This window comes from Agrobacterium sp. D14, assembly GCF_001526505.1.
In the GTDB taxonomy this organism is placed as follows: Bacteria; Pseudomonadota; Alphaproteobacteria; order Rhizobiales; family Rhizobiaceae; genus Agrobacterium; species Agrobacterium leguminum.
This window is the reverse complement of sequence record NZ_ASXX01000068.1, coordinates 133,453-156,308: the sequence shown is the minus strand read 5'-3', so window position 1 is coordinate 156,308 and position 22,856 is coordinate 133,453. Positions and strand designations below refer to the sequence as shown.

Genomic DNA, 22,856 nt, shown 5'->3' with positions numbered 1-22,856 from the left:
GAGCTTACAGCATGCCAATTTATCTGCAGATTGACGGTATCCAGGGCGACGCCACGCATGAGGAACACCGCAAGTGGATGGACATCGAAGCCATTCACTGGAACGTAGCGCGCAACATGAACACGTCTGCCGGTTCTGCTGCAAACCGCGAAGCATCCGAACCGACCATTTCGGAAGTCATTCTGACCAAGGTTAGCGATTCTTCTTCCACCAAGCTTTTCCAGGAAGCCTGCGCCGGCCGCACTGGCAAGCTGGCAACCATCCATCTGGTGACCACGGGCAATCCGGGCAACACCTATATCGAGTATCTGCTGACGAACACGCTCATCGCCAGCTACTCGGTGGATTCCAGCGGTGACCGTCCGGTGGAAACCATCAAGCTCAACTTCACCAAGATGGAAGTGAAGTACACGCCGTTCGACGACAACAACTCGCCGCAGTCTCCGATGATCGCCTCTTACGATCTGGCGACGACGAAGGCCGCTTGATAGCGACGCGACCCGGTGCCGGCATTTGCCGGCACCGGAACGTTTTCATTGCAGTTTTGCAGCTCACGTCGTGATGTTTCTCATCCACGTTGGACGAGGCGGGTTTTTGATGCGCTCCCTATATGCGTTTTTTGTTTCCGTGCCGGTTGTTCTGGCTCTGTCCGGTCTTTCGCCGGCGGGTGCCGAGGAACGGACATGGATATTTTCCGGTGCCGAACTCAAGCAGGCCATCGAGGGCAAACTTGCCCCGGAAGTGTCTGATCCGGAAATGCGGCGGCTGGTTTCCGTCGCAAAATCGAGCGCCTATATCGCCGGTGTGGCCGATCTGACAAGCGGATCGGACTGGTGCGGTGCGGGTGCCGTGGCGCCCCATGAACTCACCGACCGGATCTACACCTATCTCGGCGATCTTCCTGCGGAAAAACTGGATGAACAGGCAGCCACTCTCGTGCGGGAGGCGCTCAAGGTCTCCTTTCCCTGTGAGCAGAAAAGTAACTAGTGGGACGAACCATGCGTGTTAACTTTGACACTCTCTATAAGAATTATCCGAGCAGCGACCCGTCGCATCCGAACTATCTCAGCCAGCGTGATCTGTTCACGGAAATCGGCTGGGACGATTTCATCGGCAATCCGAACTATCACAATACCTGCGCCATTCGCGTCAGCATCGCTTTCGTGAAGTCGGGCATCAACATCGTGCCCGCCTCGCACCGCATCCAGAAGGGCCCCTATGCCGGTAAGGGCATAGAGGTGAACATGCGCCGCCTTGCCAGCCTGATGAAGCGGACGAGCTATCTTGGCGAACCCGAGCCTTTCACCCCCGCGACGGCGCGAAACGGCATCGGCGCGCGCAATGGCGTCGTGGCGTTCAACAATATCCCCGGCTACACCGGCGGCGGTCATATCGATCTGGTGCGGGGCGGCTCCGAAGCCACCCAATGCGCTTCGGCCTGCTACTACAATTCGGAAACGATCTGGTTCTGGCCTCTGCAGTCCAGCCGCGGGTCCTGATTAGGAGTATCCCATGAACGACCAGCCGTCTTTTTCCGATTTCGTTCAGGCGAGCCGCGTTCTGAAGGTGTCTTCGCCACTCGGCGAAGACCAGCTTCTGCCAGAGCGCCTGTCCGTCGAGGAGGGCGTATCGCAGCTCTTCGACATTCGCCTGACCGTGCGGGCCAAGAAGGAAGCGGTCAAGCCCGAAGAACTGATCGGACGGCTGGTCGATATCTCCATCGAAATAAGCCAGGGCGATGGCGATGGCGGCGGTGTTCGCCGCCCCTTCAACGGCCTGGTGACGGAGCTGCATGAAGGCCCGCCGATCACACGCGGCATGCGCTCCTATGCGCTGACCATCCGCCCGCAAATGTGGCTGCTGTCGCGCCGGTCGGATTGCCGTATCTGGATGGACAAGACGGCGGTCGAGATCGTCGAGACGCTGTTTTCCGAACACGGCATTCCCGCCCCCGATACATCGGGCATCATTTCGCCGCCGCCTGCACAGCACTACAGCGTGCAATGGAACGAGACCGATCTCGATTATCTCACCCGCCGTTTCGAAGAGGACGGCCTGTTTTACTGGTTCAGCCATGAGGATGGTTCCCACAAGCTGCATGTGGCCGATAGCGCCAGCGGCTGGCTTGGGCCGTCGCCGGCCGCCCAGGGGGAGGGGACGGTGCGCCTGGCGCAGGGATCGTCGGATCGCAACCACATCAACGACTGGGCACGGCGTTTTTCCTATGTCTCGGGCCAGCGTGCGGGTGCCGACTGGAATTTCGAGACGCCGGGCATGGTGCCGGGCACGATGACGCCGTCGCTGGTGCAGATGCCGGATGCGACGAAGCGCGAGCTTTACGAATATCCGGCCCGCATCAAGACGGTGGAAGAGGCCGAGCGGGCGCAAAAACTGCGCACCCAGTCCATCGAAGCCGATCACGACCGGGTTTTCGGTTCGTCGACCTCGCGCATTCTGGAAGCCGGCCGCCGCTTCACGCCTTACGAGGTTGCCCATCCCGAACACGCCTATGAAGAGCATGTGATCATCAGGGCAAGCCACAATATCGTCGACCTCTCCTATGAGACCAATGGCAACGAGCCGGAATATCGCAACATCTTCGAGGCGATCCCAGCCCGTGTGCCGCTGACGCCGCACCGGTCAACAAAACGCCCGCGCATCGAAGGCACCCAGGTGGCGATCGTCGCCGGCCCTGAAGGCGAAGAAATCCATCCTGACCAATATGGCCGCATCAAGCTGTGGTTCCCGTGGGACCGCAAAGCGAAGAAGGATGGCACGGATACGTGCTGGGTGCGGGTCAGCCAGGCATGGGGCGGCGGCACATGGGGTGCGCAGGTCATTCCGCGCATCGGCATGGAGGTGATGGTCGCCTTTGTCGATGGCGACCCGGATAAGCCGCTGGTCATCGGCGTGGTCAACAACCCGGCCAATTCCGTGCCTTACGACCTGCCGGCCAACAAGACACGCATGGTGCTGCGTTCCAACAGCCACAAGGGCGACGGTTTCAACGAAATCACCTTCGAGGATGAGGCCGGCAAGGAGAACCAGTTCTTCCACGCCCAGAAGGACCAGACGACGCGGGTTCTGAATGACCGGACCAAGCGCATCGACCGGCATGAGGTCGCCTCGGTCGGCGGCAACCGCGCGGTGGAAGTTTCCGGCAACCAGAAACACGAGATCGGCGGCTCGGTAAACACCGTCGTCGGCGGAACGGGGCCGATGGCGATGATGGCCATGGCGGGCGTGCAGGCGCTCTCCGGGCAGACGGCCGGCCTTCTTTCGCAGGCCGCCCAGATCGCCGGCGGCGGTGGCCCCGGTGTCGCGGCCTTCGCCACCACGCTCGCCTCATCCGCACTCGGCTTCCTCGGCGCAGGCGGTCTTTCCTCGCGTGAGGGTGTCGTTTCCGGCTCAAGCCCGCGTGCGGATGCCGGTACGGCGCTTGCCGGCTCCGGCTCGGGCGTCGGTTCCGATGCTTCGGGATTGTTTCCGCTGCCGGGCATCATGAACACGATCGTCAGCACGTTCAAATCCGATAGCGTCGGTGTGGCGCGGGCTGAGCAGATCGGGGTCAGCAAGGTTACGAATGTAGGCCAGACGTCGCTGGAGAGCGTCGGAAAGACAAAGAAGACAACCGTTGGAGAGCGTTACGAAATAAACGTTGGCAAAGCCATTTTTACGCAAACTGAAAATCACACGGTGATCGTTAGCGACAAGATAGTGCTTGCGGCGCCCGGTGGCGTCATCGAGATCAACAAAAACGGGGTGTTTATCAAGGCAACCAAGTTCGAGGTCAAAGCAAATGCTGTGAACTTCAAGCGGGGCAGCGCCGGCAAAAGCACGAACAAACCTTTTGCTGAAGACTGCTCGAAGAAGTAGGGGTTGGCGTGGAACTCAATAGCGAGAAGAGGCAGGAAGTTCTTTCCAAACTTCGGGAGGAGCAGGGGAGTGGGGGAACTACTCGCCTTTATGCCGTTGTCGATGCGTCCCGGGCGCCCATGATTATTCCACCAGCACTTCAAGCCATGACGGACAAGGTCGCATGTCTTTACAGAGGCAACGCGCTTGAGGAGTTTGGAGACGATACGGCTTGGGTCGCAGAAATGACATCTGACGAAAGCGTATTGCAGTGGCTTATCGACAATGGCTTTGGCAAACGCTGGTCAATTTTTCTGCGAACGTCGCATGCATTGGAGGATGTTATTCGGCATTTGAGGAAATTTACGATGGTCAAAGATAGTGAGGGGACTATTCACTTCTTTCGTTATTACGACCCACGAACGCTGCGCCAATATCTGCCAGTCCTAACATCGGAGCAGGCCGCTGTTTTTTTCAACGGAATTGAGTGTTTTTATTGTGAAAACGACCTGAAGGCGGGAGAATTCCTCAAGTTCCGCTTTGGAAATGGCATTGTACATCGTGAGATCGTTTTGCCTTCCGGAGGCACAGGTCAGGCAAAGGCAGTTGAGAGGGCATTATCATGATCATTGAATTCGATCCGCGTCAGATGAATGCGATGCTGCACGATGACGACGATTTTACGAGTTATTTCACCAGAGAAGTGATGCCAAAGCATCTACCCAGTTTCGCTGATATGGCGGGGTCGCCCCAGGCTACCGAAATGACACGCTGGGGCAGACGCTATGCGGAGCATTTCGGCTTTTCCGACCCAGTTTATCAAATTCACTTTGTCGTTTTGATGTGGCGGATCGGCCCGGATTTCTTTCTCTTCGAACCTTATAAATCCATCCTTGCCGATCAAAACCAGACTGAGGAACAACGCATCGAGCGTTGTAACCTTGAACCGACCATGAGCCAGGAAGGGAACGCGATCGCGCGGAGCGACAATGCCTTCTGGTTCCCGCAATATATGAAGAACAACATTCTCGGCGTCCCTTATGACGACATCGAGGAGGAGTTCGAGCGTGAGCGTGCCGCCAAGGCGAGAGACGTTCAATGAGCCAGCACCTCGATGACCTCGTCAATGTTCCTGACACGCGCGAGCTTGAACTGGCCCGTCGTGATCTGGACATGCTGAACCAGCGCTACACCGAAATCGCGAAAGAAGCAGGTTGGCTGGCTGCTTCGTCCGTTCCCGTCGTGGGAGGTGTCGTGGATGTTGCGAGCGCCATTGGAAACGCCTGGACCGGCAACTGGGCAGATGCCGGGCTTGATCTGGTCGGTCTTATTCCTGTCTGGGGTGACGGGGCCAAGGCCGCTGCCAAAGGCACCAAGATTGCGCGGTATGCCGAAAAACTGATGAGTCAGGTTGCTGCCGCCCAGCGCAAGGTCAAGGCGCTCGAAGACCATGTACGAAAGTCGGCGGCGGCATCGAAATATTGGGCTTCCAAGCGCGGCGAAGCCTACCGGAAGCTTCAGGAAGATTTGAGAAAATGCAATACGAAGGCATGCCGTCAGAAAAAGATCGACGAATATAAGAACGGCGGCAAATACAAGAACATTCCACGGGAGGGGAAGTGGTCTGGAGAGCCGGGCAACAGCAAGTGGTCCCCTGAACCGGGGACACCGGCCGATAAGGCGCTGAAAGAATATGGACAGGATGGCGTTCAATACCGAAATGGTAAGCCCGATTTCTCGCCCTTCAGCCAAAAAGGCCCGGACGGCAAGCCCATCGAAGCACGAATCCCTGATATGCAGGGTAACCACGCCGCGCGAAATGGCGATTTCGGGCAAGCGAGAACAGCGATGAAAGAAAGGTATGGCAGCTGGAACGCCTCCAAAATGGAGGATGGTTACACATGGCACCACAATGAAGATACATCAACGATGCAGCTTGTTGATGAACGAATCCATGCCGTAAAGTCGGGCGGGGGTGCACATACCGGTGGCGCTTCAGCAGTAAAAGACCCTGCCTATTGAGGAAAATATTATGAGCGTTACTTTGGATGAAGCAATCGCCAGAATGCAGAAAACGGGCGATTGGTCTTTTGAGGAAGACTCTCTCTGGTCTGCCCAAGATATTCACGAATTTGAGGACTACACCTCATTGTCAGTGCCGGAGCAGCTTGTTGCAGTTCTCATGCGCTATGGCTGGAATGGCTTCGAACAACCCGATATCTACGCAAATTTTATTGTGACATATGAGGATGGCACGCGTTCTGCGCACGAAGTTCAAGTCCTGGTTTCTGGCAAGAAGCGGTTTTATGATCGACACGACATGTTCATAAGCAACTCCACGTGGCCCGACCAGTTCACCTTGCCAATGATATTCTTCGGCACCGCTGACGGTGGGAATTCGTATTTGTTGATGAATGGTCGGGATAAGACCGATAACCGAGTATGGCTGTGGGAACAAGCGTCGGATCCCTTCGGCACGGGAAATAACACGCGCGGCCTGGGTCTCGCAGCCCCGTCTCTTTATGAGTTTTTCTACAATCTTAAAAAGGCCGACGAGATATAAATGCTTGGTCTGCACGAAAAATGGCGAGCAACCTTCATCGAATCCTGGCCGGACGAAGTGTGCGAGTTGGGATTGCCCTTCGAGCAGTTGCTTATTTCGGAGCGGGATCGCGCCGCGATAGGAAGTAGAACTGCGGCTTTCCGCGAGCTGTTCGACATAGATGAACTCACTCAGCTATCAGATGAATTTCGCATAGGCATAGATGCCAAAACGGCGGTTTTCAAAGACGGCGCTCATTTTCGTCTCGGAGGATGCAGTTTCAAGCAGCCGGGACGTTATCAGGCGAGACCGATCTTCAACAGCGCCCAACTCATGTCTCATATATTGCGGGATAACCCCCGTGTGGCGGGACTTCTTGCCAGTTCACTTCAAGATAAATTTGACGTCTGCATGTTCATACGGCCTTGGAAAGACATTCCGAAATGGTCTGAGTTCAGGCTCTTCATGAAAAACCGGGAATTCCTCGGCGCTTCGCAGTATTTTCATACGGCTTTTTTTCCTGAGATAGAGGCAAATGCCAAATCCATCGCGGCAGCTCTGGTCGATTTTGCGGATCGTTTCAGGGAGGTCTCTCATATTGATGATGCTATCGTCGATATTTACCTGAAACCCGGCGATGTCGCCGGATTTGAAGCTGTGCTTCTGGATATTAACCCGCTCATCGTGCGGTCCGACCCGTGCCTTTTTCAATGGAGAAACGGGGGGGATTTTGACAGGGGGCTACGCTTCCGGGGCGGGAATAACCGAGTGCTCGCCATAGCACCGTTGCCTTTTGCACGTGCGGCTTGATTTAGTTGAGAAGGAGGAGCCAATGACCGCCAGCCCAGTCTCCCTTAAAGGCCACATGCATGTCTGCCCCAAGGTCGATCCCGGCCCAAGACCGCATGTTGGTGGTCCCGTCATCTCCACCCAACAGAGTTTTGTTACGGTTGAAGGAACGCCGGTCGCAACTGTCGGTGATACCTGTTTGTGCACGGGAGTTCCGACGACCGATACAATTACTGCCGGCTCGTCCTTTGCCGTTATTGATGGAAAGAAGATAGTGCGGCAGGGGGATGCATGCGCGCATGGTGGAAGATTGGTGCAGGGAACCTCCTGGATTACGTTCGAGTAATCTGAAATACGGTGCCGTGACGACAATCTGCCTCATGCAATGGTTTGACTAGCGGAGCCTGTTTCTGCGTTTGCCCATGGAAGCTCCGCTTCTAGTCGCCTGTCCCGAAAGAAACGCACCGACATCCTCTTCCCGAAGCGGCGGTGCATAGATGTAGCCCTGCACCAGCGTGGCGCCGAGGCCTTCGAGTGCGGTGAGCTCGGCTGGTGTTTCCACCCCTTCCACCACGCATTCCAGTCCCATGTCGCGGCTGAGGGTGAGAAGGGATTTCACGATTTTGTAGCTGGCTGGTTTTTCGTGCAGGTCCGTGACGAAGCTGCGGTCGATCTTGATTTTGGTTAGCGGCAGGGCATGCAGTCGCGTCAGGCTGGAATAGCCGGTGCCGAAATCGTCCAGCGATATGCCGCAGCCGAGACGGCGCAGCATTTCGACCGATTGCCTGACCTGTTCGAAATCATGGGCAAAAGCTGTCTCGGTAATTTCAAGGTCCAGCCGTCGTGCATCGAAACCGCTGTTTTCGATAATGCCGAGCAGGGAAAGCACGCCCTCATGGGAATTGAGGTCCTGGGCCGAAAGGTTGAACGACAGGCGCAGGGACGGTTCCCACTTGGCGGCGGAGGCGAGCGCCATCTTGAGAAGCGGCCGCGTCAGCGAACCGACGATGCCGGCCCGTTCCGCGATGGGGAAGAACTGGCAAGGCGGCACATGTCCGAGAACCGGGCTGTGCCAGCGCGCCAGCGCTTCAAACCCTGCCGTCCTTCCGTTGCGTATATCGACGATCGGCTGGAATACGACCGAAAGCTCGTTTTCCATATCCCGCTGTTTGAGCAGGTGCTCGACGCGGGCTTCGATATTGATCTGCTTTTCGTGCTCCGCATCGAACAGAACGGCATCGCCACGCCGGGTTTTCTTGGCGTGGTAAAGGGCATAATCCGCCCTGTCGAAAAGCTGTTCAAGCGTGGAGGCGAGGTTCGGAAACACGGCAATTCCCATGGAAGCGGAAACATGCACGGTGCCCTCCGGCATATGGTAAGGCGCCCTCAACTGCTCGGAGATCGCATTGGCATTTGCGACGAGTTGCGCGTCATCCGGTATGATCGGGGCGACGATGGCGAATTCGTCACCGCCCAGCCGAAAGGCCCTGCTGGCTTTCAGATTGGCGGTGAGGCGTTTGCTGACATTGACAAGCAGCCTGTCTCCCACGGAGTGTCCGTAAAGATCGTTGACGGGCTTGAACCCGTCCAGATCGATGACACCCAGCGCCAGCCGGGTTCCGTTTGCCCTGGCCTTTTCGAGCTCGGCCTCAAGATGGGCGAAAAAGGCGCGGCGGTTGGGCAGTTCCGTCAGGCTGTCGATATTGGCAAGCAGCAGGTTTTCGTTGCTGAGCGCTTCCGTGCGCTGTTGTGAAATGACCATGCGCTCGAAATTGCGGTAGTTGGTCAGCAGAATGGACATCATGCCGGTGCAGACCAGCAAAACGTTGATGGCGATGGCAACAAATGTCGGTTGCTGCGACGCCAGAAAGAAGGCGATGAAGGCGCCATTGACGATGAGCGTCACCATGAAGGCGGCCGAACGCACATACATCAGACAGAAAATGCAGGAAATGACGGTGATCGCCATATAGAAGGCGACGTGGGATTGCGTATAGGCATCCCCATAGGGCACCAGCAGGAAAGACCAGAGCGTGAATGCCATGGCGATGCCGGCAGCGAGGCGATTCGTGCGCCGAAGGGCTGCATGCGCCACCCGCGGTTCGGGATCCATGCCGCGCGTCCTCCACCAGAAGGCGACCCTGAGCGTGCAGCCGAGTGTGAAGAGGGCGGGAACTCCAACGGTGAGCCAAGGCGGCGCCAATCGCATATGCGTCACGGCAAGCGCCCATGTGCTTGAAAGCAGGATGAAATACATCATCGGCATCTGTCGGGTGAAAGCGCGGTACTGTGCTTTCAGCAGATCAGGATTGTCGGACCGGACGGACATGAAGTCCTGCAGTTTTTGTGTGGCGGTCAGTATTTTCATTCATGGCTCTTCAAGTACAGAGCGGCATTCGTAACATAATTCCCGTTACATCATTGGAAATACACAGGGTTAACCGACAGACAACTACATCAACCGCAAGATGCAGGCGCTGCGTTTCGCAACATTCCAATGTTTTCAGTATTAAATGTTTCCTGCGGGGATATTCCTGATGAGGGAGGAAGCCCTTTGCTTCATGCCACGTGTTGCGGCGAATCCATTGAATTGGCATGATCGGCCCGCCCGCTTCCAATGTTCATCAGCTCCGTTTCAACGCCCTTGAAAAGTTTGAACGCGCGTGCAATATGAACGCGTGTTCAAACTTTGAGAAATGGTTCTTGCGCATGGATTCGATCCACTATCCCGATACATTGGCGGCGCGTGCCGAATTGTGCCGCAGCGTTATTCTTTCCGCCGGGGAGCTGGTGCTGAAAGGTTTTCAGGGCGAGGCGACGCGCAGCTTTTCGATGAAGGGGCCGCAGGATTTTCTGACGGTGACGGATGCTGCCTCCGAAGCGCATATTCGCGGCGCGATCATGGCCGCTTTCCCGGAAGACAGTTTTTTCGGGGAAGAGGGCGGCGGCGAGATCGGTGAGCGCGTCTGGGTCGTGGATCCCATCGACGGCACCGCCAATTTTGCCCGTGGCATTCCGCATTTCTGCATCTCCATCGCCTATGTCGAAAACGGCCAGACCGAAATCGGGGCGATCTATAGTCCTGCCCTAGGCGAGCTTTATTTCGCCCGCCGCGGCGAGGGAGCGACGCGCAACGGGCAACCGATCCGGACTGCGGAAACGGAGCGCTTCGATGCCGCTTCGATCGAGATGGGGTGGTCCACTCGCATCGCGAATGCGACTTATCTCGATGTCGTCAGGAACCTGCTCGATATGGGCGCCAATGTCCGCCGCGCCGGCTCCGGTGCGCTGGCGCTTGCCTATGTGGCTGATGGCCGTTCCGATGGCTATCTCGAATTGCACATGAATTCATGGGATTGTCTTGCGGGGCTGCTACTCGTCAGCGAAGCTGGCGGCAATGTGTGCCCTTTTCTGGAGATCGGCAGTCTTCGGGAGGGCGGGCCGGTGCTGGCCGCAGCCGCCGGTGTTGCCAAAGGCGTCAGCCAGGCATCGAATATAGCTCTCGCCGCGCGGCAGCTGTCGGATCGTCCGCGGGCGGTATCGGCGTGATTTATGGCGGAGGCCCTTTCGCTGAGGGGGCCTCGTGCTTCATGCATGTGGAGGAATGAAATGGATGGACCCGTTTATGCCCGGCCCGCAATCAGCCTGATTGCGGAAGGGCTCGGCCCGCACAATGCTGCGCTTTACATTGGCGGCAGCGATGGTGCGAGCGATCTCGGGCTCCTGCGCCGGCATGGCATCACCACTGTCGTCAATTGCGCCGTCAATCTGGATATCAATCTCGTGCAGGCGGCGGAGGAAGAGGGCGACAGGCGCGCCGTGGGTTATGGCGATATCCGTTATTACAAGCTCGGCCTTATCGATGGTGAGGGCAGTCCCGACACCATGATGCTGGGCGCCTATTACATTCTCGACGGCGCGCTTCGCCAGACCATGCCGAAGCGGGAAACCTATCCCTTTGCAGATGGCGGCAATGTGCTCGTCAATTGCCGCAGCGGCCGCAGCCGTTCCGTCTCACTGGTGGCGCTTTTCCTGCACAAGCAGCAGCCGGATCTCTATCCGACCCTCGACGATGCGCTGGCCGTGATCCGCACGAAACGGGAATTGCGGCCTGACGAATGGTTCGAGACGCCGAAACCGATACTTTACGCCGCCGCCCGCCGTGCTTCCGACTGGATCGACATGGTCGAGGGCAGAAAGACCGCTCAACCATGCTGACACGCACGCTTCCCTCCGTTGCCGTCATCGCAGACGCGCATTTCCATGACACGGCAGCCGATTTCGGATTTCCCGGCATCGAAATCGACGGTCAGCGCCTCACCATGCGCAGCTGGTCGGATACGCGTGAATCCACCCGAGTTTTCAACGAAAGCGCCGATGCATTGCATGCGGCGCTGGAAGAGGTGCGGCAGCGCGGCATTCGCCACGTGGTACTGCTTGGCGACTATACCGATGATGGCCAACGAGTGACGACCGAAACGCTGAAGGGCATCCTGCAACGCCACAGCGACGCCCACGGCACGGCCTTCTACGCATTGCCCGGAAACCACGATATTTTCGGCCCGCGCGGCCGGCACCATACCAAGGAGTTCCTGACGGAAAACGGCAAATGCCTTTCCGTTTCAAGCGATGCGCGGCGGGCCGGTGAGCGCGTCGTCGTGAGCGACGGGATGTATTGCGAAGGCTATCCTGCAGGCCTTGGCCCGATGGCGGCTTTCGGCTATTTCCGCCAGCCGGATTATCTGCATTGGGAAACCCCTTTCGGTGTTTCCGATGCGCCGGAGGACCGGCTGTATGCGGTGCGCTCACCCGATGGGCGCAATGTCTACCGCCTGATGGATGCCTCCTATCTGGTCGAGCCGGAGCCGGGTCTGTGGCTGCTGATGATCGACGCCAATATTTTCGAGCCGCTCGATGGTGAGTTCGAAGCGGGCGAGGAGATGGCTTTCATCGACAGCACCTCCGGTGGCTGGAATGCGCTTTTGCGCTGCAAGCCCTTCCTCATCGACTGGATCGCCGATGTGCGCCGCAGGGCGGAGCTGCACGGCAAGACATTGCTCGGCTTTTCCCACTATCCGGCGCTCGATCCTTTCGATGGCGCAAGCGGTGCGGAAGGCGCCCTGTTCGGTGAAACCAATGTCGTGCGCCGCACGCCTCGCAAGGCGGTGGAGGATACGCTGTTACAGGCCGGGCTTGCCGTTCATTTCAGCGGGCACCTGCATGTGGAAGGCGTGACCCGGCGCGGGGAAGGCGAAAACTCGCTCACCAATATCGCCGTGCCGTCGCTCGTCGCCTTTCCGCCCGCCTTCAAGGTCGTCCACCCGTCGCGGCAGGAAATCCTTGTCGAGACGGTGGAGATGGCCGCGCTGCCGGTCAATGGCCGCATTTGCGATGGTTACGCGCAGGAGACAGCACTGGCGGGCGAGGCGAACGACCTGGCTTTTGCCGCCGGCAATTACGGTGAATTTCTGCTGGGCCACAAGCGGGCGCTGATCAGGCACCGTTATTTCCCCAAGGAATGGCCGGCCGAGGTCGTCACGGCAATCGCCGGCAAAAGCGTTCGGGAGGTTCTCGATCTGTTTGGAGGGGAAGGCCAATCTTCGTCTGATGCTGCTGTCCTGTCCTTGGACCTGCCGATGTTCGAACTGATTGCCGACTGGTATTGCCTGCGCCAGGGCGCAGGTCTGGCGCTGCCGCACATCGCGCCGCAACGGCTTTCCCTTTATCGAATGCTGGCGGAGCGCTTCGGTCGCGAGCCGGATCGTCACGATGGTTCGGTCGAAAGCTTTCTCGAAATCTTCTTCGGAGCCCTCGGCCTGTTTCTCGAGCGTGCCGAAGGCAGCCCACGCGATCTGGAGCTTGGGCTTGTACCGCAGCGTGAACGGATTGCGGTTTGACCTGAGGTGTTTGCAACAAGCGCGGCCGTCATGGTGGGGCTGAACCCGGACCGGCGGCGAGGATGACAAGCGGGGTGATCCGATGGAATCTGTCGTGGTCAGCATCAATCTGTTCGGCGCAGTGGCGCTGCTGCTTTTCGGCCTTGGGCAAATCAAGGACGGAATGTCGCGCGCCTTCGGCGCCCGGCTTCGCACCGGCCTTGCGGCCGGCACGCGGGGTGGATTTCGTTCTTTCATCGCCGGCCTCGTGGCGACAATCGCCCTGCAGAGTTCGACCGCTACGGCGTTGATGGTTGCCTCCTTCGTCGAAAAGGACCTCATCGCGCCGGCCATGGCGCAGATCGTGTTGCTCGGGGCCAATGTCGGCACGGCGATGACCGCCTGGATTGTGGCGCTTGGGCTTGGCTGGCTGTCGCCGATGCTCATCCTTGCCGGTGTTGTCCTGTCACGCGGAAAATCGGTGCAACGGCAGGGGGGCGGTGCGGCCCTCGCCGGTGTCGGCCTGATGCTGCTTTCGCTGCATCTTCTTTCGGCTGCGACAGATCCCATAAGGCAATCGCCGGCGCTCGGTCTCTTCATCGGCATGCTCGGCAATGCCTGGCCGGTGGCGCTGATCTTCTCCGCCGTATTGGCCGCGCTCGCCTCCTCCAGTCTTGCGATTGTCGTTCTTATCCTGTCGCTTGCCGCAAGCGGCGGGGTTGAAACGAGCCTCGTGATCGTTCTGGTGCTCGGCGCCAATCTCGGCGGCGCGGTGCCGCCGGTGCTGGCGACGCTGAAAGCGCCGGTTACAGCGCGCCGGGTGGCCGTCGGCAACCTCATCGTCAGGGCAATCGGCTGTCTCGCGGCGCTGCCTCTTGCCGGATATGGCGCTGCGCTGCTGGAGATGTCGCCTTTTTCTCACGCCAATCTCGCGGTCGATGCGCATCTTTTCTTCAACCTGGCCGTCGCCGCCATCGCCTGGCCGCTCTCACCGCTGTTGCTGCGGGTAACGACGGCGCTGCTTCCGGAAAAAGAGAAAAGCGAAAGCTATCGCAGCTATCTCGACAGCCACGATCTCGATCAGCCGGTTGCCGCCCTTGCCGGCGCGAGCCGCGAGGTTCTTCTGGTCGGCGATCTGATCGAGCGCATGCTGCGGCAGGCGGGCGAAGCCATGCGTGACAGCGACGTTGCGAAACTCAATGATATCAGCGCGCTGGAAGGCCGGGTCGACCGGATACAGCACGACATAAAGGTCTATGTCTCGAAGGTGGGGCAGGACGGCTTGAGCGGGAAAGACCAGAGGCGTGCGATGGATATCGTCGAATATGCCATCAATCTCGAACATATCGGCGATATCATCGAGAAAGGCATCCGCCCGGAAATCGCCAAGAAGATCGATCTCGGACTGCGGTTTTCCGATGATGGCAAGAGCGAGCTTGAGCGTCTTTTTACTGTCACTCTCGACAATATCCGCATGGCGCAATCCGTCTTCGCAACCCGCAATGCCGCGCTTGCACGCCGGCTGGTGGAGGTGAAGGAAGATGTGCGGCGCCTCGAAAAGCAGTCGTCGGAGCGCCATCTCCAGCGCCTGCGCGACGGGCGGGCTGACAGCATTCAGACCAGCTCGGTGCATCTCGACATGTTGCGCGATCTGAAACGCATCAACGCCCATATTGCCGCCGTCGCCCATCCGATCCTCGATGAAAGCGGCCTTCTTATCGAAAGCCGCATCAAGCAGGTCGGTTAGGGGATATGGTAAAGCCGCGTGACGGCTTATGCCCGGAATGCATTTGTTCTAGCGCGCGGTGATACGCTCGACCATGGAAACGGGTACGACCTGAAGCCGGGTTTCCGGCTCATCGCTATCGAGCGCGGTTAAAACCTTCTCGGTCAATGCGTCGAAGGATTGGGCAACGGTGGTCAGCTGGTAGCTTTTCCAGCCCGCCTGCGGAATATCGTCGAAGCCGACAATCGAGAGATCTTCCGGCACCCGGCGGCCCATTTCCAGCCGCGCGGCGTCCATGAAACCGAGCGCCAGCAGATCGGTCACGCAGAAAGCGCCGTCTATCGTCTTGTCGGATAGCAACTCGCAGCCGGCCTGATAACCGCTGTCATAGCTCGTCGGCCCGCCGGACCATGGAACGACCTCGATGCCTTCAATGGTCATGCGCTGGGTAAAGGCGGCGGCGCGGCGCAACTGTGCCGGCGTCTGGCTGCCGCTGGAAATGACCGCGACCTTTTTGCATTTCGCTTCCACAAGCCGCATGGCGGCAAGATCGGCGCCGCGGGAATCGTCGCTCAGCACCATATTCGTATCGGTGCGATCAAGACGCTGATTGATGAGAATGAGGCGTACGCCATTGGCGATGCATTCATCGACGATCGAGGCCGGCGGTTCGCCGGAGAGAACGACGATGGCCTGCGCACGGAATTCGAAGAGAAGCTCGATCAGCGGCGCAATGTCCTTGCGGGCATCCGCCGCATTCAGCAGCAGGCATTGCAGGCCACGACGCAGAAGGCCGATGCTGAGGAGATCGAGCTGCTTTGAAATGAAGGGGGAGCTGAGGTTGGCGCCGACGACCCCGATGAGGTTGGAGCGGTCATTGTTGAGGCCCTGCGCCAGCCGGTTGACGCGGTAGCCGAGTTCCTGCGCGGCTTTCAGTACCTTGCGCCGGACGGCCTTCGATACGCTGCCGCCGGGTGTGAAGGTACGCGAGACGGCGGAGCGCGAAACCCCGGCCTTTTTCGCCACTTCTTCGGCCGTCACGAACCCTCTCGCCATTCAACTCCCCCGTTGCGAAATCCTATGCCTGATATCACAGGCCATATGATGTCGGCTATTCCAATTGAAATTTTTCACCTGTGCTCGGCCACGCTGAGAAAAGGCCGCCCGCATTCCAGGAAAATGTCTCATCCGTTCCATTGTCGCCATGCAGGGAAAAAACATTTCCCACGCAAGCTCGTTCAAAAATTACAGTTTTGTGACAAAAAACCATTTTAAAACAAATAAATAAGTTAGTGATCACGTGTGCATTTTTTCATTGACAAAATGTCTTTTAAGACGGATCATGCATTCCAAGGTTAAGGAAGATATGGAATTTTTATTCTACATCGGCCTTGCCGGCGATGTTTTCGGGAGGAGCTGGATCATCGTTATTTGTGGGCTGGACGCCCGCTTGTGAAGCATTGACGCATTGCTGAAGGTCAACGCACGCGCCGCCTGTTCTGCTGGTCGCGCGAAGGCGGGTGCTTGCCGGCGTGTGGCGGCAATTGCGTGGCCATATGGGGAGAGATAATGGCTCTTTTAAGCGAATCGACGAAGGCGGAGGCGCTGGGAAGTCCCCCGGCGACCGCGCCTTCGGCATGGCAGGCCTGGCGGTATCGTCTCAAGGTCGCGCTCAGGGAACCGACGACGCTGATCGGCGTCCTGACGGCGCTGCTTTTCACCTATCTGATCGTCGTTCCGATCATTTCGATCATTCTCGACGCCGTCCGCGTCCAGTTCGGCCACGAACGGCGTCTCGGCAAGGATGTCGGCGGTCTCACGCTTTATTATCTCGACAGGGCGTTTTTTTCGCCTGTCGCATCGGATCTTTTCTGGCGTCCGCTCTTCAATACGCTGACCGTGGCATTCGGGGCGATTGCGCTTTCGCTCGTCATCGGCACCGTGCTTGCCTGGCTTATCAGCCGGACGGACATGTTCGGCCGTCGCTGGTTCGCCACCGCCTTGATCGTGCCCTATATGCTGCCGGCCTGGACCTTTGCGCTTGCCTGGACGACGCTGTTTAAAAATCGCACCGTTGGCGGTCAGCCCGGCTGGTTCGAGGCGATAGGGCTCACTCCGCCGGATTGGGTGGCTTATGGGCGTTTCCCGATCACCATTATCCTTGCCTTGCACTACACGCCTTTCGTCATCCTGCTGTTCGGTTCGGCGCTTCGCCGCTTCGACTCGCAGCTTGAAGATTCCGCCCGCATTCTCGGCGCCCATCGTTATCAGGTGGCGTTGCAGGTCATCCTGCCGCTGATGCGCCCGGCGCTGCTTTCTTCCATGGTGCTGATCTTTGCGAAGTGCCTCGGTGAGTTCGGCGTACCCTATGTTCTCGGGCTGCCCGTGAAGTTCGAAGTCCTGTCGACCTCGCTGTTTCGCAGCATCGCCTCGCGCCAGACCGGCGTTGCCGGCGTCGTTGCGGCCTCGATCATGCTCATCGGCATCATTACGCTCATGATCGACGCCCGGCTCGTTCGCGAAGCCCGCCGTTTCGTGACCATCGGTTCGAAGGGTTCGATGAACCGGCAGAGCCGCCTCGGCAAGATGCGGCTTCCGGCAACCGGCTTTGCGGCCGCCATCTTCATCCTCAGTGTCGGCTTGCCGCTTCTGACCCTGGCGCTTTCGACCGTCATGAAAATGCCAGCCCGCTTCACGTTCGACAACTTCACCCTCGATTACTGGATCGGCAGCAATCTCAACACCGTGGCTTTGCAGACCGGCGTGCTCCTGAGCCCCGATCTGTGGGCAGCCGCGAAAAACACGATGATGATCGTCGGTCTTGCCTCGCTCACATCGGGTATTCTCGGCCTGCTTGTCGGTTATGTCGTCATCCGCACACCGGTGCGGGCCCTGTCGGTCTATCTGCGACAGGTGACGTTCCTGCCTTATCTCGTGCCCGGCATCGCTTTTGCCGCCGCCTATCTGTCGCTCTTTGCCGTTCCGCGCGGGCCGATGCCGGCGCTTTATGGCACGGTGACGATCCTCATCCTCGCGTTGATTGCCGACCAGATGCCCTATGCCTCGCGCGCCGGCATTTCGGCCATGACGCAACTTGGAAAGGATCCCGAAGAGGCGGCCCAGATCGCCGGTGCGGGCTGGTTCCGCCGCATGATCTCCATCGTCATTCCGATCCAGAAGGGATCGCTGGTGACCGGGGTTCTCCTGCCCTTCATTTCGGGCATCAAGGGCTTAAGCCTCTTCGTGATCCTCGCCGTGCCGAGCACGGATGTTCTGACCACCTATTCACTGCGGCTGGTCGACTACCACTACACGCAGGCCGCCAACGCCGTGGTGCTGATCATCGCCGCCATCGCTTATTTCGGCACGCTGTTGGCCCAGAAGCTGACCCGCACAAATCTTGCAGAAGGACTTGGAAGCTGATGCCTACCATCAACCTGCGCGGTGCGCAGAAAAACTACGGTGTGAATTCCGCAAATGCGGTTTCCGATCTCGATCTCGAAATTCGCGACGGCGAGTTCATGTGTCTGCTCGGCCCTTCCGGCTGCGGCAAGACCACGACGCTGCGGATGATCGCCGGCCTTGAAAACCTCTCCGGCGGGGAAATCCGCGTCGGCGACCGGGTGATCGATTCCGTTACCGAAGGCATCTTCGTGCCGCCGGAAAAGCGTGAAATGGGTCTGGTCTTCCAGAGCTACGCTTTGTGGCCGCATCTGACCATCGAGCGCAACACGGATTTCGGCCTGCGCCTGCGCAAGCTGCCGAAAGCGGAGCGCGAAGCGCGGGTGGAGCGCGTCATGCAGGCGCTCGATATCGCCAAATATCGCGACCGCTATCCGTCGCAGCTTTCCGGCGGCCAGCAGCAGCGCGTGGCGCTCGCCCGCATGCTTGCGGTCAATCCGGGCGTTCTGCTTCTCGATGAGCCGCTCTCCAATCTGGATGCCCGGCTGCGGCTGGAAATGCGCGCCGAGCTGAAGCGGCTGCACAAGGAGTTCAAGACCACCATCGTCTTCGTGACGCATGACCAGTGGGAAGCCATGACGCTTGCCACCACCATCGCCGTCATGAACGAAGGCACGCTGCAGCAGATGGGCACGCCGAACGATATCTATGACCGTCCGGCCAATCGTTTCGTCGCCGAATTCGTAGGAAGCCCGCCGATCAACATCTTGACCTTCGGCCAGCCCGGCGTGTCGGATATAGCCGACAGGGCGGAAGCCTATTTCGCAACGCGTTATCCGCAACTGCGCGGCATCGCCTCGATCGGCATGAGGCCGGAGGCGATGGGTTATGCGATGAAGCCCGAGGATGTGCCGCAGGGCAGCTTCTCCGGCGAGATGACGGTGACCGGCGTGCTGCCGACCGGCGGCAGCTGGATTCTCGAACTCAGAAGCGAGAACCACACGTTGTTCCTGACCACCCATTCCCTGCCGCGTACCGACAGCGGCGACCGCGTGTTTTTCCACGTGCCGCCCGAGGCCCTGCACGCCTTTGACGTGAGGGGTCAGCGCATCACCGAGGCGGACGCCGTTCTGCGCAACAGCACCTACAACTGAAAACGCCGCCGAGACGGCTGAAGGAGAAGCAGTATGAAGCGGACAATGACGGGCCTGAGCCAGCTGTTATGCGCAACGGCGATCGCCGCAACGCTTGGCGGCGCGGCGAAGGCGGGAGAACCTTTCGACCTCAATGCCCTGATCGAGGCGGCGAAAAAGGAAAAGCCGATCACCGTCTATGACAGCACGGGAAAGATCGTCGAAATGGCGAAGAACTTCGCGGCAAAATATGGTGTCGGCGCAGAGGGCGCGAAGGTGAAGGCCTCGGCCCAGCTGGAGATGATCATCCGCGAGGCGCGCGCCAACAATATTCAGGGCGATGTCTCGATCATCAGCGACGCGCCTGCGGCGATGGCGCAGCTTATTCCGCTCGGTTTCGTCGAAAGCTGGCTGCCGCCGGATATGGCCGGCAATATTCCCCCGGAATATCAGGACCCGCTTACCGTCGTCACCAGCGCCAATGTCTGGGCCTATAACAGTGAGCTTTTCGACAAATGCCCCGTTTCCAACATCTGGGAACTGACCGACCCGAAGTGGAAGGGCAAGGTGGCGATGCAGGATCCGCTGGGCAAGGCCTCCTATGTCGACTGGTTCAACCAGATGGCCAGCCACGGCGACGGCGAGGTGAAGGCGGCCTATAAGGCGCTTTACGGCAAGAACCTCGAAACCGGGGAAAAGAGCGCGACTGCGGCCTGGGTGAAGGCGCTTGCCGCCAACGCTCCGCTGCTGACCGACGCCGATGCGGCCGCCGCCGAAGCCGTAGGCGCTCCCGGCCAGAAGGAGCCCTTCATGGGCCTCATCAGCTCGGCGAAGTTCCGCGACAATGCCGAGAAGGGCATGAAACTCGGCCTCTGCAAGGAGCTGAAACCCTGGGTCGGCTGGCTCTATCCGGGTGTCGGGCTGATCACCAAGGGCACGAACAGCCCGAACGCGGCGAAGCTCTTCATTCATTACATCATGACCGCCGAAGGCATCGCGCCGCAGGCGATCGACGGCAAGATGTCGACCAACAAAGAGGTGAGCCTGCCTGCGGATGAGCCGTCGGGTATCGGCGCCGTTCTCGATGACATTCTGCCCTACAGCATGGCGACCAGCCTTGACGACTGGGACGCGCGTGAAACCTGGCAGGACTTCTGGCGTGTGAACTACAAAAAATAACGGGGGGACCATCTGGTGACGATCACTACTCAGAACAAGAATGGCAATGAGCGCAGGTGGCGGAGGACCGCCTCCGCACTTTGCCTCGGCTTTTCGCTGGCGCTCAGCGGGGCCGCCCATGCGCAGGATGCCTTCAATCTCGATGCGCTCATCGACGCCGCGAAGAAGGAAAAGCCGATCACGGTTTATGCGGTGACCGGCAAGATCGTCGATACGGCACAGGCCTTCACCGCCAAATACGGCGTGCAGGCGAGCGGCAAGAAGGTGAACGAGGCAACGCAGGTCGAGTTGATGATCCGCGAACATCGGGCGGGCAATGTCGTCGGCGATGTCAGCGTGGCAACCGATGTCGCCTCCGCCATGGGCGAGCTTCTGCCGGAAGGCATCGCCACCAGCTGGACGCCGCCGGATCTCGAAGGCGATATTCCGCAAAAGCTGCGCGATCCGCTCGTGGTCGTCTCGGACCCGCATGTCTGGACCTACAATACCGAGAAATACGACACATGCCCGGTCACCAACATCTGGCAGCTGACGGAGCCAAAGTGGAAGGGCAAGCTCGCCATGCTCGATCTCTTCGACAAGCCGCTTTATGCCGATTGGTTCAACCAGATCGAAACCCATCACGATGCCGATGTCGCCAGGGCCTATGAGGACCTTTACGGCAAGAAGCTGGAGACGGGCGAAAAAAGCGCAACGGCGGCCTGGGTGAAAGCCTTTGCCGAAAATGCACCGCTGCTGACGGATTCGAGTTCGGTGGCGGATGCGGCCGGTGCGCCGGGGCAGGCCGATCCCTTCTTCGTCATCACTTCGGTAGCGAAGTATCGTGACAACGAGGCCAAGGGGCTGAAGCTCGGTCTTTGCAGCGGCGTAAAGCCCTTTTCCGGCTTTCTTTATCCCGGTTTCGGGCTGATTGCCGGGCAAACAAAAAGCCCGAATGCGGCGAAGCTTTTCCTGCATTACCTGATGACGGAAGAAGGCATCGCGCCGCAGACCGCTGACGGCAAGCTCTCCGGCAATATGAAAATAGCCCTGCCGGCGGATGAGCCCTCGAAGGTCGCCAATCATCTCGATGAGCTGATGGCTTTCGACGCCGCAACGGCGGCCGACGATCTCGACAAGCGCGAAGGCTGGCAGGATTTCTGGCGTGTGAACTACAAAAAATAAACGGAAGGCGGGTGCGAGCCCGCCTGTCTTTTCCTTGGGAGGGGAAACGATGCGAAGAACCAATTTGAGGACCGCTTCGGCCATGGTCGCAGCTGCAGCGATTATGGGCGTTTCCGTACTGACCGCGGCGGCTGAAGAGACTTTCGATCTCGAGGCTGTTCTTGCGGCTGCGAAGCAGGAGAAGCCGATCAACATCTATGACAGCACCGGCAAGATCGTTGAGATGGCCGATAAATTCAGCGCCAAATACGGGCTGAAGGCGACGGGAGTGAAGGTTTCCGCCAATAGCCAGCTGGAGATGATTATCCGCGAAAGCCAGTCGAACAATGTGCAGGGCGATGTGGTGCTGATCACCGATGCGCCTTCGGCGCTCGCCCAGCTTCTGCCGGCAGGTTTCGTCGAGAATTATCTGCCGGGCGACATGGCCTCGAAAATCCCGGCGCAGTTTCAAAACCCGCTGGCCATTTCCACCAATGCCAATGTCTGGGCCTATAATACCGAAGTCTATGACAAATGCCCGGTGACGAATATCTGGGAACTGACCGAGCCGAAATGGAAAGGCAAGGTCGCCATGGTCGATCCGCTCAGCAAGAGCACCTATACGGACTGGTTCAACCAGCTTGAAGCCCACGGCAATGAAAAGGTGGCGGCAGCCTACAAGGCCCATTCCGGCAAGCAGATGGAGGAAAAGGGCGCGGCAGCCGCCTGGATCAAGGCGCTGGCCGCGAATGGTCCGCTCGCCACGGATGGCGACGACCCGGTGGCGGAGGCGGTGGGCGCCCCCGGCCAGAAGCAGCCCTTCTTCGGCCTGCTGAGTTCGGCCAAATTTCGCGACAATGCCGACAAGGGCTACAAGCTCGGCCTCTGCACCGATCTCGATCCCTGGGTCGGCTGGACCTATATCAAGCTCGGCCTGATGGCCTCCAAGACCAGAAGCCCGAACACGGCCAAGCTCTTTATCCATTACGTCCTGACGGAAGAGGGCATCGCCCCGCAGATGAAGGACGGCAAGCTGCCGACCAATACCGACATCAAGATGCCGGATGACGAGCCTTCGGGGCTGATGAAGGTCGCCGACCGGCTGATGGGCTACGATTCCGCCACCGGTCTCGATGATTTCGACCGCCGCGAGGAATGGCAGGATTTCTGGCGCGTCAACTATACGAAATAACCCCGGCTGGCGCGGCCCG

General features: G+C 58.9%; 21 protein-coding genes. 19 read left to right on the top strand and 2 right to left on the bottom strand.

Translation table 11 applies throughout. The annotated features are described in order from the left end of the window. Positions 1-11 precede the first annotated feature (11 nt). From L901_RS25175 to L901_RS26765, 10 genes are all read left to right on the top strand, one after another. Complete coding sequence (locus L901_RS25175) at positions 12-488, top strand: Hcp family type VI secretion system effector (protein WP_003504561.1); 477 nt, start codon at positions 12-14, stop codon at positions 486-488. A gap of 109 nt (positions 489-597) precedes the next feature. Next, a complete protein-coding gene (locus L901_RS25170; RefSeq protein WP_059761069.1) occupies positions 598-987 on the top strand; it encodes a Rap1a/Tai family immunity protein in 390 nt (129 codons plus the stop codon). 11 nt (positions 988-998) lie between these two features. Then, positions 999-1,499: a type VI secretion system amidase effector protein Tae4 gene (locus L901_RS25165; protein WP_059761067.1), complete on the top strand. Its 501-nt coding sequence runs from the start codon at positions 999-1,001 to the stop codon at positions 1,497-1,499. A 13-nt stretch (positions 1,500-1,512) separates the two neighbouring features. Next, positions 1,513-3,876, top strand: a complete 2,364-nt coding sequence (tssI, locus tag L901_RS25160; protein ID WP_059761065.1) for a type VI secretion system tip protein TssI/VgrG — start codon at positions 1,513-1,515, stop codon at positions 3,874-3,876. 8 nt (positions 3,877-3,884) lie between these two features. Next, positions 3,885-4,481 (top strand): DUF4123 domain-containing protein, encoded by a 597-nt coding sequence (locus L901_RS25155; protein ID WP_059761063.1) that lies wholly within the window; start codon positions 3,885-3,887, stop codon positions 4,479-4,481. Continuing rightward, the gene (locus L901_RS25150; RefSeq protein WP_059761061.1) at positions 4,478-4,957 is read left to right on the top strand and encodes a hypothetical protein; all 480 of its coding nucleotides are present in this window, start codon (positions 4,478-4,480) and stop codon (positions 4,955-4,957) included. Before L901_RS25155 ends, L901_RS25150 begins: the two co-directional genes overlap by 4 nt. Next, positions 4,954-5,877 (top strand): HNH endonuclease, encoded by a 924-nt coding sequence (locus L901_RS25145; protein WP_059761059.1) that lies wholly within the window; start codon positions 4,954-4,956, stop codon positions 5,875-5,877. Before L901_RS25150 ends, L901_RS25145 begins: the two co-directional genes overlap by 4 nt. 10 nt (positions 5,878-5,887) lie before the next feature. Next, positions 5,888-6,418, top strand: a complete 531-nt coding sequence (locus L901_RS25140) for an SMI1/KNR4 family protein (protein WP_059761057.1) — start codon at positions 5,888-5,890, stop codon at positions 6,416-6,418. Next, positions 6,419-7,207 (top strand): hypothetical protein, encoded by a 789-nt coding sequence (locus tag L901_RS25135; protein WP_059761051.1) that lies wholly within the window; start codon positions 6,419-6,421, stop codon positions 7,205-7,207. Between the two features lie 22 nt (positions 7,208-7,229). Next, on the top strand, positions 7,230-7,532 hold the full coding sequence (locus tag L901_RS26765; protein ID WP_080853669.1) for a PAAR domain-containing protein: 303 nt from the start codon (positions 7,230-7,232) through the stop codon (positions 7,530-7,532). Positions 7,533-7,580: 48 nt separating this feature from the next. Here L901_RS26765 and L901_RS25130 read toward each other — a convergent pair whose 3' ends face one another. Next, positions 7,581-9,554, bottom strand: coding sequence for a bifunctional diguanylate cyclase/phosphodiesterase (locus tag L901_RS25130; protein ID WP_059761049.1), 1,974 nt, complete (start codon positions 9,552-9,554; stop codon positions 7,581-7,583). Positions 9,555-9,895: 341 nt separating this feature from the next. On the opposite strand from L901_RS25130, the gene L901_RS25125 reads away from it, so the two are divergent. From L901_RS25125 to L901_RS25110, 4 genes are all read left to right on the top strand, one after another. After that, a complete protein-coding gene (locus L901_RS25125) occupies positions 9,896-10,735 on the top strand; it encodes an inositol monophosphatase family protein (RefSeq protein ID WP_059761266.1) in 840 nt (279 codons plus the stop codon). A 60-nt stretch (positions 10,736-10,795) separates the two neighbouring features. Then, positions 10,796-11,404: a dual specificity protein phosphatase gene (locus L901_RS25120; RefSeq protein WP_059761047.1), complete on the top strand. Its 609-nt coding sequence runs from the start codon at positions 10,796-10,798 to the stop codon at positions 11,402-11,404. Further along, complete coding sequence (locus tag L901_RS25115; RefSeq protein ID WP_059761045.1) at positions 11,398-13,083, top strand: metallophosphoesterase; 1,686 nt, start codon at positions 11,398-11,400, stop codon at positions 13,081-13,083. The genes L901_RS25120 and L901_RS25115 overlap by 7 nt, the downstream gene beginning before the upstream one ends. Before the next feature lie 82 nt (positions 13,084-13,165). After that, complete coding sequence (locus tag L901_RS25110) at positions 13,166-14,809, top strand: Na/Pi cotransporter family protein (RefSeq protein ID WP_059761043.1); 1,644 nt, start codon at positions 13,166-13,168, stop codon at positions 14,807-14,809. Between the two features lie 48 nt (positions 14,810-14,857). On the opposite strand, the gene L901_RS25105 is transcribed toward L901_RS25110, so the two are convergent. After that, entirely contained in the window at positions 14,858-15,844 is a 987-nt protein-coding gene (locus L901_RS25105; protein ID WP_020811113.1) for a LacI family DNA-binding transcriptional regulator, read from the bottom strand. A 513-nt stretch (positions 15,845-16,357) separates the two neighbouring features. Between L901_RS25105 and L901_RS25100 the strand changes: the two genes are divergently transcribed. From L901_RS25100 to L901_RS25080, 5 genes are all read left to right on the top strand, one after another. Next, positions 16,358-18,211 carry an iron ABC transporter permease gene (locus L901_RS25100; RefSeq protein ID WP_059761041.1) on the top strand — a complete coding sequence of 618 codons (1,854 nt, stop codon included), beginning with the start codon at positions 16,358-16,360 and terminating at the stop codon, positions 18,209-18,211. Next, a complete protein-coding gene (locus L901_RS25095; RefSeq protein WP_059761039.1) occupies positions 18,211-19,344 on the top strand; it encodes an ABC transporter ATP-binding protein in 1,134 nt (377 codons plus the stop codon). Before L901_RS25100 ends, L901_RS25095 begins: the two co-directional genes overlap by 1 nt. A 33-nt stretch (positions 19,345-19,377) precedes the next feature. Then, complete coding sequence (locus L901_RS25090) at positions 19,378-20,502, top strand: ABC transporter substrate-binding protein (RefSeq protein ID WP_059761037.1); 1,125 nt, start codon at positions 19,378-19,380, stop codon at positions 20,500-20,502. A gap of 15 nt (positions 20,503-20,517) precedes the next feature. After that, positions 20,518-21,666 (top strand): ABC transporter substrate-binding protein, encoded by a 1,149-nt coding sequence (locus L901_RS25085; protein WP_059761035.1) that lies wholly within the window; start codon positions 20,518-20,520, stop codon positions 21,664-21,666. An 82-nt stretch (positions 21,667-21,748) separates the two neighbouring features. Next, positions 21,749-22,837, top strand: a complete 1,089-nt coding sequence (locus L901_RS25080; protein WP_059761033.1) for an ABC transporter substrate-binding protein — start codon at positions 21,749-21,751, stop codon at positions 22,835-22,837. The last annotated feature ends 19 nt before the right edge of the window (positions 22,838-22,856 follow it).